The sequence below is a fragment of the Streptomyces sp. NPDC004721 genome (assembly GCF_053601495.1).
This window is the reverse complement of record NZ_JBSGBZ010000008.1, coordinates 119,129-132,812: the sequence shown is the minus strand read 5'-3', so window position 1 is coordinate 132,812 and position 13,684 is coordinate 119,129. Positions and strand designations below refer to the sequence as shown.

The 13,684-nt window shown below is 73.5% G+C and carries 14 protein-coding genes; 4 read left to right on the top strand and 10 right to left on the bottom strand.

What is annotated here, in order from left to right:
- Positions 1-218: 218 nt before the first annotated feature.
- Together ACWEK3_RS09760 and ACWEK3_RS09755 are read right to left on the bottom strand one after the other, a co-directional pair.
- Entirely contained in the window at positions 219-1,457 is a 1,239-nt protein-coding gene (locus ACWEK3_RS09760; RefSeq protein WP_450538340.1) for an ROK family protein, read from the bottom strand.
- Between the two features lie 60 nt (positions 1,458-1,517).
- The gene (locus ACWEK3_RS09755; protein WP_450538342.1) at positions 1,518-2,168 is read right to left on the bottom strand and encodes an alpha-ketoglutarate-dependent dioxygenase AlkB family protein; all 651 of its coding nucleotides are present in this window, start codon (positions 2,166-2,168) and stop codon (positions 1,518-1,520) included.
- Between the two features lie 68 nt (positions 2,169-2,236).
- Between ACWEK3_RS09755 and ACWEK3_RS09750 the strand changes: the two genes are divergently transcribed.
- Complete coding sequence (locus tag ACWEK3_RS09750; protein ID WP_453249417.1) at positions 2,237-3,367, top strand: methyltransferase; 1,131 nt, start codon at positions 2,237-2,239, stop codon at positions 3,365-3,367.
- Here the strand turns inward: ACWEK3_RS09750 and ACWEK3_RS09745 are convergent.
- Both ACWEK3_RS09745 and ACWEK3_RS09740 read right to left on the bottom strand, forming a co-directional pair.
- Positions 3,357-4,229 (bottom strand): ketose-bisphosphate aldolase, encoded by an 873-nt coding sequence (locus tag ACWEK3_RS09745; RefSeq protein WP_453249416.1) that lies wholly within the window; start codon positions 4,227-4,229, stop codon positions 3,357-3,359. The genes ACWEK3_RS09750 and ACWEK3_RS09745 overlap by 11 nt on opposite strands.
- Before the next feature lie 38 nt (positions 4,230-4,267).
- Positions 4,268-5,149, bottom strand: a complete 882-nt coding sequence (locus ACWEK3_RS09740; protein ID WP_453249415.1) for an SIS domain-containing protein — start codon at positions 5,147-5,149, stop codon at positions 4,268-4,270.
- A 129-nt stretch (positions 5,150-5,278) separates the two neighbouring features.
- Here ACWEK3_RS09740 and ACWEK3_RS09735 point away from each other — a divergent pair, with 129 nt between their 5' ends.
- On the top strand, positions 5,279-6,058 hold the full coding sequence (locus tag ACWEK3_RS09735; RefSeq protein ID WP_390725952.1) for a DeoR/GlpR family DNA-binding transcription regulator: 780 nt from the start codon (positions 5,279-5,281) through the stop codon (positions 6,056-6,058).
- A gap of 22 nt (positions 6,059-6,080) precedes the next feature.
- On the opposite strand, the gene ACWEK3_RS09730 is transcribed toward ACWEK3_RS09735, so the two are convergent.
- On the bottom strand, positions 6,081-6,461 hold the full coding sequence (locus tag ACWEK3_RS09730; protein ID WP_388731438.1) for a luciferase domain-containing protein: 381 nt from the start codon (positions 6,459-6,461) through the stop codon (positions 6,081-6,083).
- A gap of 218 nt (positions 6,462-6,679) precedes the next feature.
- Between ACWEK3_RS09730 and ACWEK3_RS09725 the strand changes: the two genes are divergently transcribed.
- Both ACWEK3_RS09725 and ACWEK3_RS09720 read left to right on the top strand, forming a co-directional pair.
- Positions 6,680-7,252: an Rv1733c family protein gene (locus ACWEK3_RS09725; RefSeq protein ID WP_453249414.1), complete on the top strand. Its 573-nt coding sequence runs from the start codon at positions 6,680-6,682 to the stop codon at positions 7,250-7,252.
- Positions 7,253-7,433: 181 nt separating this feature from the next.
- The gene (locus ACWEK3_RS09720) at positions 7,434-8,006 is read left to right on the top strand and encodes a MarR family winged helix-turn-helix transcriptional regulator (protein WP_390725955.1); all 573 of its coding nucleotides are present in this window, start codon (positions 7,434-7,436) and stop codon (positions 8,004-8,006) included.
- 39 nt (positions 8,007-8,045) lie between these two features.
- On the opposite strand, the gene ACWEK3_RS09715 is transcribed toward ACWEK3_RS09720, so the two are convergent.
- From ACWEK3_RS09715 to ACWEK3_RS09695, 5 genes are all read right to left on the bottom strand, one after another.
- A complete protein-coding gene (locus tag ACWEK3_RS09715; protein ID WP_453249413.1) occupies positions 8,046-8,762 on the bottom strand; it encodes a gamma-glutamyl-gamma-aminobutyrate hydrolase family protein in 717 nt (238 codons plus the stop codon).
- On the bottom strand, positions 8,759-10,249 hold the full coding sequence (locus ACWEK3_RS09710) for an aldehyde dehydrogenase (RefSeq protein WP_450570350.1): 1,491 nt from the start codon (positions 10,247-10,249) through the stop codon (positions 8,759-8,761). Before ACWEK3_RS09710 ends, ACWEK3_RS09715 begins: the two co-directional genes overlap by 4 nt.
- Positions 10,250-10,300: 51 nt before the next feature.
- Positions 10,301-11,755: an APC family permease gene (locus ACWEK3_RS09705; RefSeq protein WP_453249412.1), complete on the bottom strand. Its 1,455-nt coding sequence runs from the start codon at positions 11,753-11,755 to the stop codon at positions 10,301-10,303.
- 171 nt (positions 11,756-11,926) lie between these two features.
- A complete protein-coding gene (locus ACWEK3_RS09700) occupies positions 11,927-12,547 on the bottom strand; it encodes a TetR/AcrR family transcriptional regulator (protein WP_390726119.1) in 621 nt (206 codons plus the stop codon).
- 283 nt (positions 12,548-12,830) lie between these two features.
- Positions 12,831-13,676: a fumarylacetoacetate hydrolase family protein gene (locus ACWEK3_RS09695; protein ID WP_453249411.1), complete on the bottom strand. Its 846-nt coding sequence runs from the start codon at positions 13,674-13,676 to the stop codon at positions 12,831-12,833.
- Positions 13,677-13,684: the final 8 nt, after the last annotated feature.

Sequence of the window (13,684 nt, the reverse complement as noted above, 5' to 3'; positions counted from 1 at the left end):
AGTTCTCCGGTGCTGCATCGACAGTGGCTCGGGGAGGGGCTCCGGGTCGTCGTACGGCCAGCGGCAGTGCGGCTACCTCCCGGGGAGTACGGGAGCGTGCCGCGGCTGCTCCGTGCGGCCTGCCTCGGCTCGCCGGGCGGATCCGGCGCGGGCCGCGGTCCGGCGGGCGGGGAGACGCGGCCTACCGCGCGGGAAGTACCGGGGGCGCCGGGGCCTGGTCAGGTCAGGGCTGCCAGCGGGTCGTCCAGGACCGGCTGCCAGGCCAGTTCGGCCGCGCCGACCAGGCTGTTGTGGTCGAGGGTGCAGGAGAGGATCGGGACGACGCCGCTCCGGCCCCACAGGCTGCGGTCGGCGACGACGGCGCGCAGGCGGTCGGGGGCGGCGTCGAGCAGGGTGCGGTGCAGTCCGCCGAGGATGATCCGGTCCGGGTTGAGGATGTTCACCAGGCCGGCCAGGCCCAGACCCAGGCGGTCGACGAGGGCTTCGACGGCCCCGCGGACGGCCGGGTCGTCGTACTGGTCGCGGATCAGGTCCTCGGCCTGTCGCAGCAGGGACACCTCGGGGCCCGGTTCGCGGCCCGCGGCGGTGAGGAACGCCAGCGGGTCCGTCTCGACGTCCAGGCAGCCGCGGCTGCCGCAGTGGCAGGAACGGCCCTCGGGATTGACGGTGAGGTGGCCGACCTCCAGCGCCAGGCCCGAACTGCCTGTGTGCAGCCGCCCGTCCAGGACCAGCGCGCCACCCACGCCCCGGTGCCCGGTCGCCACGCACAGCAGGTCGCGGGCGCCGCGGCCGGCGCCGTGCCGGTGCTCGGCGAGCGCGGCGAGGTTGACGTCGTTGGCGGCGAAGGCCGGTCCGGTGATCCCGGCCGCGCGCACGCACTGCGCGAAGATGCGCCGCACCGGCGCTCCGGCGGGCCAGGCCAGATGGAGCGGGTTGAGGGCGAGGCCCTCCGGCTCGGCGACCGCGGACGGCACGGCGAGTCCGGCGCCGACGCAGCGCCGGCCGGTCGTGCGCAGCAGCTCCGCGCCGGCCTCGACGACGGAGCCGAGCACTTTGGCCGGGTCGGCGTCGACGGTCCCGCAGCCGGGCGCGGTCGCCACGATCCGGCCGCCGAGGCCGACCAGGGCGGCGCGGAATCCGTCGGCGTGCACCTGCGCGGCGAGGGCGACGGGCCCGTCCTCGGCGACCGCCAGGCGGTGCGAGGGGCGTCCCTGGGAACCGGCCGCCGCGCCGGGCCGGGCGTCCACGCGGATCAGGCCCAGCGCCTCCAGTTCGGCGGCCACCGCGCCGGCCGTCGCCCGGGTCACCCCCAGCTCGGCGGTGAGGACCGCGCGGGTCGGGGCGCGCCCGGTGTGCACGAGTTCCAACGCGGGCCCGAGCGCGCCGCGCCCCCGGTCCAGCCGTGTCCTGGAGGTGCTCCCTTCCCCCGCCGTCCGGGGGTCCGCCTTGCCGCTCATGGGGGCGAGTCTCCCATGATCCGCACATCCGGTGACCGGCGACTCGTCCGGCGGGCCGGGCTAGAAGCCGCTCACCCTGAGGGTGATGTTCAGCCGTCCGGTCAGCCCCAACTCGGCTGGTGCCGTGCCCGGATGGACACGCGGCACCCCGTGGTACGCGAGGCGGGACGGCCCGCCGAACACGAACAGGTCTCCACTGCGCAGTTCGACGTCGGTCCAGGGCCGGGTGCGGGTCTCGGTGTTGCCGAAGCGGAACACGCACGTGTCGCCGAGGCTCAGCGACACCACCGGCGCGCCGGAGTCCTCGTCGCTGTCGCGGTGCAAGCCCATGTGCGCCTCGGCGTCGTAGAAGTTGATCAGGGCGATGTCGTACGGCGCCGGGCCGGCCGCGCGGGGGCCCAGCGCGTCGGTCACCGCGTCGCGGGCCAGCTCGTCCAGCCACGCGGGGAACGGCTTCACCGGGGCGCCGTCGCCGTCGACGACGGTGCCGGCGTAGCCGTACGGATACCAGTGCCGGCCCAGGCAGACCTGCCGGGCGGTCATCGTGCCGCCGCCGGGTGTGCGCACCGTGCGCAGGCCCGCCGGCGGACGGGCCCACTCCCGGCAGGCGGCGAGCAGCGCGCGCTGCCGGGCGGGATCCAGCCAGTCCGGCAGGTGCACGGCGCCCGGCGCGATCTGCCTGCGGTCGCGCGGGAACAGCTCGGCGTCCATGCTTCCCATCCTGCCGGACACGGGGTGAGCTGCGGCTCCGCTAGCCTTGACGGGCCATGAACGACCGTATGACCACACCTTGGGGCGAGCTGGAGCTCGCCCGGTTCCCGCAGGACCCGCATGACCGGCTGCGGGCCTGGGACGCCGCCGACGAGTACCTGCTGGGGCACCTCGACGAGCAGGGGACCGATCTGTCCAGGACCGTCGTGGTCGTCGGCGACCGCTGGGGCGCCCTGGTCACAGCGCTGGCCATGCACCGGCCGACGCAGATCACCGACTCCTTCCTCACGCAGGAGGCGACCCGCGCGAACCTCGACCGGTGCGGCGCGGAGCCCGGCGCGGTGCGCCTGCTGACCACGCAGGATCCCCCGCCCGGCCGGATCGACGTGCTGCTGGTGCGGGTGCCCAAGAGCCTGGCGCTGCTGGAGGACCAGTTGCTGCGCCTGGCGCCCGCGGTGCACGAGGGCACGGTCGTCGTCGGCACCGGGATGGTGAAGGAGATCCACACCTCCACGCTGACGCTGTTCGAGCGGATCCTCGGCCCCACCCGGACCTCGCTCGCGCGGCGCAAGGCCCGCCTGATCCTCTGTACGCCGGACCCCTCCCTGGAGCGGCCCGCGAACCCGTGGCCGCACACCTACACGCTGCCCGACGGCATCGGCGCCGCCTCCGGGCGGACCGTCGTCAACCACGCGGGCGTCTTCTGCGCCGACCGGCTCGACATCGGCACCCGCTTCTTCCTGCGGCACCTGCCCGACGGCGCCGGCCGCCGGGTGGTGGACCTGGGCTGCGGCAACGGCGTCGTCGGTACGGCGCTGGCGCTGGCGAACCCCGGCGCCGAGGTGCTGTTCACGGACGAGTCGTTCCAGGCCGTGGCCTCCGCGGAAGGGACGTACAAGGCGAACGGCGTGCCGGGGCAGGCCGAGTTCCGGGTCGGCGACGCGCTGGCCGGGGTGCCGGCCGGCAGCGTGGACCTGGTGCTGAACAACCCGCCCTTCCACTCGCACCAGGCAACCACGGACGCGACGGCCTGGCGGATGTTCACCGGGGCGCGGCGCGCGCTGCGCCCCGGCGGCGAGCTGTGGGTGATCGGCAACCGGCACCTCGGCTACCACGTCAAGCTGCGCCGGCTGTTCGGCAACAGCCGGCTCGTCGCGAGCGACCCGAAGTTCGTGGTGCTGCGGGCCGTCAAGAGGTAGGTGCCGTACGGCGTGAGCCGATCACGCCGATGAGCCGCTCCACCTCCCCCACCATCGCCTCGCGGCCCACGCTGAGGTACTTGCGGGAGTCGACCGCCTCCGGGTGCGCGGCGAGGAAGTCGCGGATCGCGGCGGTCATCGCGATATTGAGGGCGGTGCCGACGTTGACCTTGGCGATGCCCCCGGTGACGGCGGCGCCCAGTTCGCCGTCGGGGACGCCGGAGGAGCCGTGCAGGACGAGCGGCACGTCCAGCGCTCCGGCGAGTCGCTTGATGAGGTCGTGGTCGAGGGCGGCGGTGCGCTCGGTCATGGCGTGGGTGCTGCCGACGGCCACGGCCAGGGCGTCCACCCCGGAGCCGGTGACGAACGCGTGGGCCTCGGCTGGGTCGGTGCGCGCACCGGGGGCGTGGGCGTCCAGCGGCTGCGCACCGTTCTTGCCGCCGACCTCGCCCAACTCGGCCTCGATCCATAGCCCTTGGGCGTGTGCCCAGGCCGCGGCCGCGCTGGTCGCGGCGAGGTTCTGCGCGTACGGCAGCCGGGAGGCGTCGTACATGACGGAGCTGAAGCCGGCGTCGGCCGCCTGGCGCAGCAGGTCGTCGCTCTGCACGTGGTCGAGGTGCAACGAGACGGGGACGGTGGCGCGTTCGGCCGCCGCGGCGGCGGCGCGGGCGAGTGGCAGCAGCCGTCCGTAGCGGAACATGACGGCGTTCTCGCTGACCTGGAGGACCACGGGCGCGCCGGCCGCCTCGGCCCCGGCGACGACGGCCTCGAGGTGTTCCAGCGTGATGATGTTGAAGGCGACGACGGCGGAACGCGCGGCGGTGGCGCGGGCGACCAGCTCGCCGGTGGCTGCAAGCGGCACGGTCTGTCCTTTCCGGTGCCGGATCGGGTGACGGGGCGTCAGGGGGTGAGGATCACCGAGCGGGTGAGGTGGCGGGGCTGGTCCGGGTCCAGGCCGCGGGCCGCGGCGACGGCGACGGCGAGCCGCTGGGCGCGGATCAGTTCGGCCAGCGGATCGAGTTCGCCCTCGATCCACAACGCGCCCGTGGCGCGGACCTGTTCGGCGAGCCCCTCCGGTGCCCGGCCGAGCATCCAGGTGGCCGTTCCGTCGGTGGTGACGCTGATCGGGCCGTGCCGGTACTCCATCGCCGGATAGGCCTCGGTCCAGGACAGCGAGGCCTCGCGCATCTTCAGCCCGGCCTCGTTGGCCAGTCCGACGGTCCAGCCCCGGCCCAGGAAGGTGAACTGCGTGCAGGCGACGAGCCGTTCGGGCAGGGGATCGGTCAGGGCGGTACGGGCGTCGACGACGACCTCGTCGGTGTGCAGTCCGAGGTGGGCGCGCAGCAGGGTGAGGGCGGTGGTCGCGAACCGGGTCTGCACCACGGAGCGTTCGTCCGCGAAGTCGAGGACCACGACCTCGTCGGCGGCGTCCATCACGGGGGTTTCGGGGTCCGCGGTGATCGCCGTGGTGCGGGTACGCCCCTTCACCTCCCCCAGCACGTCGAGCACTTCGGTGGTGGTGCCGGAGCGGGTGAGGGCGAGGACCCGGTCGTAGGCGCGGTCGTAGGGGAACTCCGAGGCGGCGAAGGCGTCCGTCTCCCCCTGCCCCGAGCCCTCGCGCAGCGCGGCGGCGGCCTGGGCCATGAAGTACGACGTGCCGCAGCCGACGATCGCGACCCGCTCCCCCTGGGCCGGCAGTGCCCGGCCGTGGACGGCGACGTCGGCCGCGACGCGGGCCCAGCACTCGGGCTGACTGGTCAGCTCGTCCTCGACATGGCTCATGGCCCCTCCTCCTGCTGGAACAGATGCGTGTTTGTGCAAGATATCGCCGACTTTCAAGCAAAATCAAGCATCCAGAGAGGTGCCGAGTGCGCTAGGGTCGCGGAGGTACCCAGGGAACGGAGGAGGCGGATGTCACGCGACGCCCGCTGGAAGGCGCTGCTGGAGCTGCTCGTCGAGCGCGGCCGGCTGGACGTCGAGGAGGCGGCGGCCGGACTGGGGGTGTCGGCCGCGACGATCCGGCGGGACTTCGACCAGCTCGCCGAGCAGCAGATGCTGGTCCGCACCCGGGGCGGCGCCGTGGTGCACGGCGTCTCCTACGAGCTGCCGCTGCGCTACAAGACCGCCCGCCACGCCTCCGAGAAACAGCGCATCGCCAAGGCGGTCGCGGATCTCCTGGCGCCCGGCGAGGCGGTGGGCCTGACGGGCGGCACCACCACCACGGAGGTGGCCCGCGCCCTGGCGGTGCGCGCCGACCTCACCTCCGGCTCCCCCGCGCTGACCGTGGTGACCAACGCGCTCAACATCGCCAACGAGCTCGCCGTCAGGCCCCAGTTCAAGATCGTGCTGACCGGAGGGGTCGCGCGACCGCAGTCGTACGAGCTCATCGGGCCGCTGGCGGACGGGGTGCTGAGTCAGGTCACGCTCGACGTGGCGGTGCTCGGGGTGGTCGGCTTCGACGTCGCGCACGGCGCGTCGGCGCACGACGAGGCCGAGGCCGCCGTCAACCGGCTGCTGTGCGAGCGCGCCGAGCGCGTCGTCGTGGCCGCCGACTCCAGCAAGCTGGGCCGGCGTGCCTTCGCCCGCATCTGCTCGGCCGAGTCGGTGGACACCCTCGTCACGGACGCGGCGGCGGGGCCTGAGACGGTGCGCGCGTTCGAGGAGGCGGGCCTGCGGGTGCTGGCCGTCTGACGTCGCCCGTCGCGCTGCCACGTCATATCCGCACGAAGCCCACACCGCGGACGTCGTTGCAGCCGCAGGGAGTGGTCCGGCCGTCGTCCGGCGGTCCCTGGTGGGCCTTGAGCGCCACGCTCATCAGGCTCATCAGCAGATCCACGTCGGCCGAGGCGTCGAGGCGGAGCGTCACCCACGAGGAGCCCGGCACGACGCGGACCGCGGCGAAGCGCCGCAGGTCGCCCTGCAGGCGGCGGATCGCCCGGGCGGTCAGGTGGAGATCGACGTCCCGGTCGGAGTGGAAGTGGGCGATCTCCCCGCTCGCCGAGCTGAGCGCCTGCCCGCTGCCGCAGCTCGGCACCGCCTCCGTGAGATCGGGCCAGGTTGCCAGCTGGGCGAGAGCGCGCGCGGCGAGCGTCATGGTTCCATCATGGCGCGCTCACCGTACGGCCACGGCCCCGTCCGAAAGCCTTAACCGTTCCGTGTCCGAAGGTCCGGCGCGGACCGGCGGTCCGTGCGGGAAACCGGCCGTGCCGCCGGCTCCGGCCGCCCCTTTCCGGGCTCCCCGGAAGCCTTGGATCGCACCTGGGGGCACACTGGGCAGTAGGGGCCGTCGGTGCTCACGAGGGGGTGTCGAAGGTGACACGTCGTGCGGGAGTGTGGCTGTGGCGATGGCGGCGCAATCCGCTCAGGCGGACCAGCGACGTGGTGGAGGCGTGGATCCTGCTCGTCGCCTGGGTCCTCGCCGTGGCCGGCGGTGTCCTCGCGGGTGTGCTGACAGCGGGCGCGATGCAGCGGGCCGCGGATCGGGTCCGCGCCGAGACCCGTCCGGTGCCGGCCGTGGTGACGCAGGAGGCGGCCCGCGGGGGCATTCGGCCGGTGAGCAGTTCCCTGGGCTGGGGGACGGTCCGCTGGACGGACGCGGGCGGCTCGGCGCACACGGGCCGGACCAGGGTCCCGGTCTCCGCGACACCAGGCGCCCACGTCACGGTGTGGACGAACGGGCAGGGCACGCTGGTCCCGCCGCCGGCCTCACGGGCCGACATCGCCTTCCAGACGACGCTGGGCGGAGTCTGGGCGGGATCGACCACGGTGGGCGTCGTCTTCGGCGGCGCCAAGCTGGCCCGGACCCGGCTCGACCGCCGACGCTTCGCCCAGTGGGACGAGGAGTGGGCGCGCGCGGACACGCCCTGGGGCTGGAAGACAGGCTGAAAGCGGATCGAGCACGCGTGTCACCAACGTCCCGGAACAGCACAGCCAGGGCCTCTCGTTTGGATCACGCCGGGCTCGCGGGCCCTGGCCCCGGAACTGATCGCCGTACACTTTGAGCCCGAATGACCGGGCGGGCGGCACCGGCCCGTCCGGTCCCGGCGATCAGAGCGAGGGAGTGCCCGTGCCCGGCCACCGTTCCATCACCGAGGCGGAGAAGCTCGCGCAGGCCAAGCTCGGCGGAATCCGCGTGCGCCGGGAGCAGATGGCGGCGGTCGCCAACATCTACCGGGCCGCCTCCGCGGTCCGCCAGCACCTGGAGAACTCGGTGCTGCGCGGCTCGGACCTGACCTGGACCGCGTTCGTCGTGCTGTGGGTGGTCTGGGTGTGGGGCGAGTCGGAGACCCGGCACGTGGCCGAGGAGGCCGGCATCTCCAAGGGCACCCTGACGGGCGTCTCCCGCACGCTGGAGTCGCGCGGGCTGCTGCGCCGCACCGGGCACCCCACCGACGGCCGGCTCGTCCTGCTCTCGCTCACCACCGAGGGCGAGGAGTTCATGAGCCGGGTCTTTCCGGCGTTCAACGAGGAAGAGGCCTTCGTCACCTCGCAGTTGAGCGGCGAGGAGTGCCGGGGACTGGCGGAGATGCTGCGGCGTGTGGTCCTCCAGGTCGAGGAGCACGGCGAGGAACGCCGCCGGTCGCTGCTGGACGGCGCGGACCCGGCGCCGCGCCGCAGCGGGCGCCGGGCCAAGGGCTGACCCGCCGGTTTGCCCGCCGCGCCTGGCGGGCCGGGGCGCTCAGGCACGGGCCGCTCCCACCAGCGCGTCGAACAGGCGCTGCTGCGCCGGATCCTCGTGTGCGGTGTCCTCGGGGTGCCACTGCACGGCCGCGAACCAGCCCGTGCCGCCCGCGCGCTCCACGCCCTCCACGGTGCCGTCCGCGGCCCGTGCGCTGACCGTCAGGCCCTCGCCGAGCCGGTCGATGTGCTGGTGGTGGTAGCAGGAGGCCTCCACCTTGTCGGCGCGGGTGATCCGGGCCAGTGCCGAGCCGGGGGCGAGGGACACGGGATGCCGGACATGCCGGTGGTCCCGGCCGGGGCCGCCCATGTCCTGGTGCAGCGTGCCGCCCAGCACGATGTTGACCACCTGGAGGCCGCGGCAGATCGCCAGCAGCGGCAGTCCGGACTCCAGGGCCCGGCGGGCCACCTCCAGGTCGAAGTCATCCTGGAGGTCGTCGACGTCGTAGACGCTGTCGTGGGCGTCGGCGGCGCCGTACCGGTGCGGCGCCAGATCGCCGCCGCCGGGCAGCAGGACGCCGTCGAAGCGGGCGAGCCGCGCGGCTACGTCGTGCTCGGCGGGCTCCGCCGGGTGGATGCCGGCCGGTTCGCCGCCCGCCCGCCACACCGCCTCGATCAGGGCCCGGGCGTTGACCTCGGCGGCGAAACGCAGCGCGGAGGTGGTGGCGCAGAAGCGGGCGGGGATCGCGATCAGGGGACGCACGGGGGTTCGGCTCACAGCTGGATCCAGGTGGTCTTCAGTTCGGTGTACTTCTCCAGGGCGTGGACGGACTTGTCCCGGCCGTTGCCCGACTGCTTCATGCCGCCGAAGGGGACGGTCAGGTCGCCCTCCTCGTAGCAGTTGACCCAGACGGTGCCGGCCCGCAGCGCCCGGGAGACGCGATGGGCGGTGGACAGGTCGGAGGTCCACAGGCCTGCGGCGAGGCCGTACTCGGTGGCGTTGGCGAGCGCGACCGCCTCGTCGATCCCGTCGAAGGCCAGGACGGACAGGACCGGGCCGAAGATCTCCTCGCGGGCGAGCCGGCTGCGCGGGTCGACGCGGTCGAAGACGGTGGGCTCGGCGTAGACGCCGCCGGTCTCCGCCAGGATCCGCCGGCCGCCGGTGCGCAGGCGGGCCCCGTCGCCGGTGCCCTGCCGGACGTGGTCCAGTACGCGGCTCAGATGGGCCTCGCCGACCAGGGCGCCCATCTCGGTGGCCGGGTCCAGAGGGTCGCCCACCCGCAGCTCACGCGCCCGGGCCACGACCGCCTCGGTGACCTCCTCGGCGATCGAGGAGTGCACCAGCAGCCGGGAGGGCGCGGTGCACATCTCGCCCTGGTTGAAGAAGATGCCCCAGGCGGCGGTGGCGGCGGCCTTCGCCAGGTCGGGCGCGTCGGGCAGGACGATGTTCGGCGACTTGCCGCCGAGCTCCAGCCAGACCCGCTTGAGGTTGGAGTCGGCGGAGTAGCGCAGGAAGTGGCGGCCGACGGCAGTGGAGCCGGTGAACGCCAGCACGTCGACGTCCGGGTGGAGGCCGAGGGCCCGCCCGGCCACCGGCCCCTCGCCGTTCACCACGTTGAGCACCCCGGGCGGCAGCCCTGCCTCGGTGGCGATCCGGGCGAGCAGCAGCGCGGACAGCGGCGCGTTCTCCGAGGGCTTCAGTACGACGGTGCAGCCGGCCGCCAGCGCGGGCGCGACCTTCCAGCCGGCGAGCGTGAGGGGGAAGTTCCAGGGCACCACCGCGCCGACGACGCCGGCCGGCTCCCGGGTGACCAGGGCGAGCGCGTCCGCGGCGGTGTGCGGGGACTCGTCCGTGAGCTTGTCGGCGAGCTGCCCGTACCAGCGGAAGGTGTTGATCACGGCGCGCAGTTCGATGTCGTGGGCGTCGCTGATCGGCTTGCCCATCTCCAGGCTCACGGCGAGGGCGAGCTCCGCGCGCCGCTCCTGGAGGAGATCGGCGATGCGCAGGAGGACCCGGCCGCGGTCGGCGGGCGCCCACCGCGGCCACGGCCCGCTGTCGAAGGCACGGCGAGCGGCGGCCACGGCGGCGTCGACCTCGGCGGGGCCGGCGTCGGCCGCCTCGGTCAGCACCTGGCCGTCCCTGGGCGAGACGACCCGGAAGGCGGCGCCGCCGCCGGACTCCTCGCCGCCGTCGATGTGGTGCGCGCGAGGGGGCTGGAACTCCTTGGCCCGGTGGAGCCATTCGTCGTGGGTGACAGCGGACATGCGGTCCTCCAGACCACGTTGATCGTGCGTCGACTCAGGGCGGGTGAGGGGTTACGGCGTCGCCATGCGCCGTCGCCTGACCCGTTCGTTGACCGCGCCGAGCGCCAGTACCACCGGCACCAGGAGGGTGAGGCACACGGCCGTGCCGGTCGAACCGCCGATGAGGGTGGTGAAGTTGGCGAGGATCAGCCAGATCGCGCCCGCCAGGCCCAACACGCCCAGCACCGGGGCGACGAGGGTGTTCCACACCCGTCTGTCCAGGCGCTCGCGGCGGAAGAAGACGACCACCGAGACCGAGGTCAGCAGGTAGAGCAGCATCATCGCCAGGACGGCCACCCCGCTGAACCAGGAGAAGAGGGTCAGCACCGGGTCCTTGCCGGTCAGCGCGAACGGGACGACCAGGGCCACGGCGACCACGGTCTGCACCCAGCCGGCGGCGGCGGGCGCGTGGCGGGAGTTGAGCCGGCACAGGCCCGGTGGCAGCAGCCCGTCGCGGCCGAGCGAGAACAGGTAGCGGTTGGCGGAGTTGTGGAAGGTGAGGATGCCCGCGAACAGGGAGGTGGCGAGCAGGATCGGCAGCACCTGGTTCACCCAGCCGCCGAACTCCGCGGCGATCGGCGCGAAGACGAAGCCGGTGGAGTCCCCGCTCGCCAGCGCCTCGCCCGCGGCCGCCGACGCCTTCGAGGCGCCGTAGGCGGAGATCAGCATCCAGGAGGTCAGCGCGAAGAAGCCGGTGACCACGAGGACGGACAGGTAGGTGGCCCGCGGGACGGTCCTGCTGGGGTTGCGCGCCTCCTCGCCGTAGATCGCGGTGGCCTCGAAGCCGAACATGGAGGCGACGGCGAACATCACGGCGACTCCGGGTGCCCCCTGGAGTGCCGCGGACGGCGAGAAGCTGTCGGTCATGCCGAGGCCCTCGGGACCGCCGCCCTTGAACAGCGTGACCAGTCCGAACACCAGCAGGATGCTGAACTCGGCGGTGACGAAGACGGCCAGTACGCGGGCGCCCATCTCGATGCCGGCGGCTCCGAGCACCTTCACCACGGCCATGGTGGCCAGCGCCCAGACCCACCACGGCAGGTCCAGGCCGGTGTGGTGGGCGACCAGTCCGCTGACGATGGAGCCGTACAGCCCGTACATGGCCGCCTGGATGACGCAGTAGGAGAACAAGGCGAGGCCCGCGCTGCCGGCTCCGGCGGTACGGCCGAGCCCGGTGCCGATGTAGGTGTAGAAGGCGCCGGCGTCGACGACGTGCCGTGCCATGGCGACGAAGCCGACCGAGAACAGCAGGATCATGGCGCCCGCGAGCACATAGGCGGCGGGGGTGCCGGCTCCGTTGCCGATGGCGACGGAGATCGGGGCCGCCCCGGCGATCCCGGTCAGGGGGGCCTGCGCGGACAGGACGAAGAAGAGGATGCCCAAAACGCCCAGCGCATTGGGCTTGAGCGTGGCTGCGGTGGATGTGTCCCGTACGGTCCGCTCCGCGGAGGCCGTCTGACTGTCCACTCGGATCACCTGCCAGAGAAAGGAGGGTCGTTTCAGGCCAAACGAGTTGCCTCATCGTGAGGGCGGAACTATCCGTTTGACAAGGGGGTGAGGACGGGGAATCCGTGCGGATCGGCGATTCCTACGCCGCCGTGGCCTGCGGTCCGTGGCCACGCCGGTCGCGCGTACGGGTCAGGCCTCGTCCGGGTCGGCGGCGAGCTGCTGGAGCAGTTCGCGCAGCCGGACGAGGGCCTCTTCGGTGACCTCGCGCTCGCCGAACACGAGCTGGTGCAGGACCAGGCCTTCCAGGGCCGCGAAGACCAGCCGGTACAGGCCCCGGTCGACCGGCCGGGCGAGCATCTGGGACAGCTCCCGCCGGGTGGCGCCGAAATACTCCTCGTACAGGGCGCGCAGGTGCGGCATGAGCTCGGGACGGCGGCGCGCCTCCAGCAGCAGCTCGTACTGGAAGGCCTGGAGGTCCGGGCCGGACTCCACCATGTCCGACAGCCCGGCGGAGAAGTCCGCGACCCTGCCCGTGCCGGGTTCGAGCGCGCTGCTGTTCAGGGAGGAGCGCACGGCGTGGGCGAGCGCCTCCTCGATCAGGGCGTCGCGCGAGCCGAAGTGGTGTACGACGAGCCCGTGGGTGACCCCGGCCTCCTGCGCCACGGCCCGGTAGGTCAGCTTGCGCAGCCCCCCGCGGGCCACCACCCGCACGGCGGCGTCGAGCAGCGCGTCCCGGCCGGCCCCGTAGTTCCGCACCCGCTTACGCGACCGCCGGCCGGGACCGGCTGCGGCGGGCGCGCCGGACTCCACGGCCGCATCAGGCCCGGTGACCTCACAGGGCTCTACGGCTTGGTCGGGCCCGCCGGCCTCATGGGACTCCTCGGCCTGGTCCGGCCAGTTGGCCTCACCGGACTTCACCCCGAAAGCGGAAGCCACGGACCCGGCGGGCGCCCCCGTCCCCGCGGTGGGCGCGGGGGTGGCGGGGCTGCCGGGAGCCGTGGGGTCCGTGCTCTGCGCGGGTGCCCCGGACTCCGCTGCCTCGTCTGGCTGTCCGGGCTCGGTCATGGCACCGACCCTATCGACCACGGGCCGTTCAGCGGCGCGGTGGGCGGATGCCACGGAATTCCCAGTCGCCGCCGAGCGCGGTGGACAGCACCTCCTCGGACTCGGTGGGCTGGGCGCCGACATCGGTCCGGATCGGGGTCGGACCGGTGACGACGTGGTTGGTGAGCCGGCCCAGTCCCTCGACCTCGACCTCGACGACGTCGCCCGGCCGGACGGGACGCGAGTTGGCGGGGGTGCCGGAAAGCAGCACGTCACCGGGGTAAAGGGTGATGGTGCGGGCGATGTCGGCGACGAGGTAGTGCATGTCCCAGGTCATCTCGTCGGTCGAGCCGTCCTGGACGACTTCGCCGTTGACGTAGGTCCGCAGCCGCTTGCCGTGGAAGTCCCAGTCGGTGACGAGGCCGGGGCCGAGCGGGCAGAGGGTGTCGGAGCCCTTGACGCGCAGCATGGAACCGGCGTCGGTGTCGCGGAAGTCGTGCAGGCCGTAGTCGTTGGCGACGGTGTACCCGGCGATGTACTCCCCCGCCTCGGCCGGCGAGATGTTGCGCGCCGTCCTGCCGATGACGATGGCGACCTCGCCCTCGTAGTTGAGCCACTTGCAGCCCTCGGGGCGCACGATCGCTCCCTTGTGGGAGTTGAGTGCGGAGGTCGGCTTGTGGAAGTACGTCGGAGTGTCGGGCAGGCCGATCCGGAACTCGTCGACCCGGCTGCGGTGGTTGAGGTGGACGGCGATGACTTTGGAAGGAACCACCGGGGGCAGGTGCCGCGCGTCCTCGGTCTTGACGCGGCGGCCGTCGCCGGCGACCAGCTCGTCCCCGTCGACGGTGACCTGGACGGCGGCACCGTCGAGCAGGATGCGGCGGTACTCGGGCATGAGGGGGC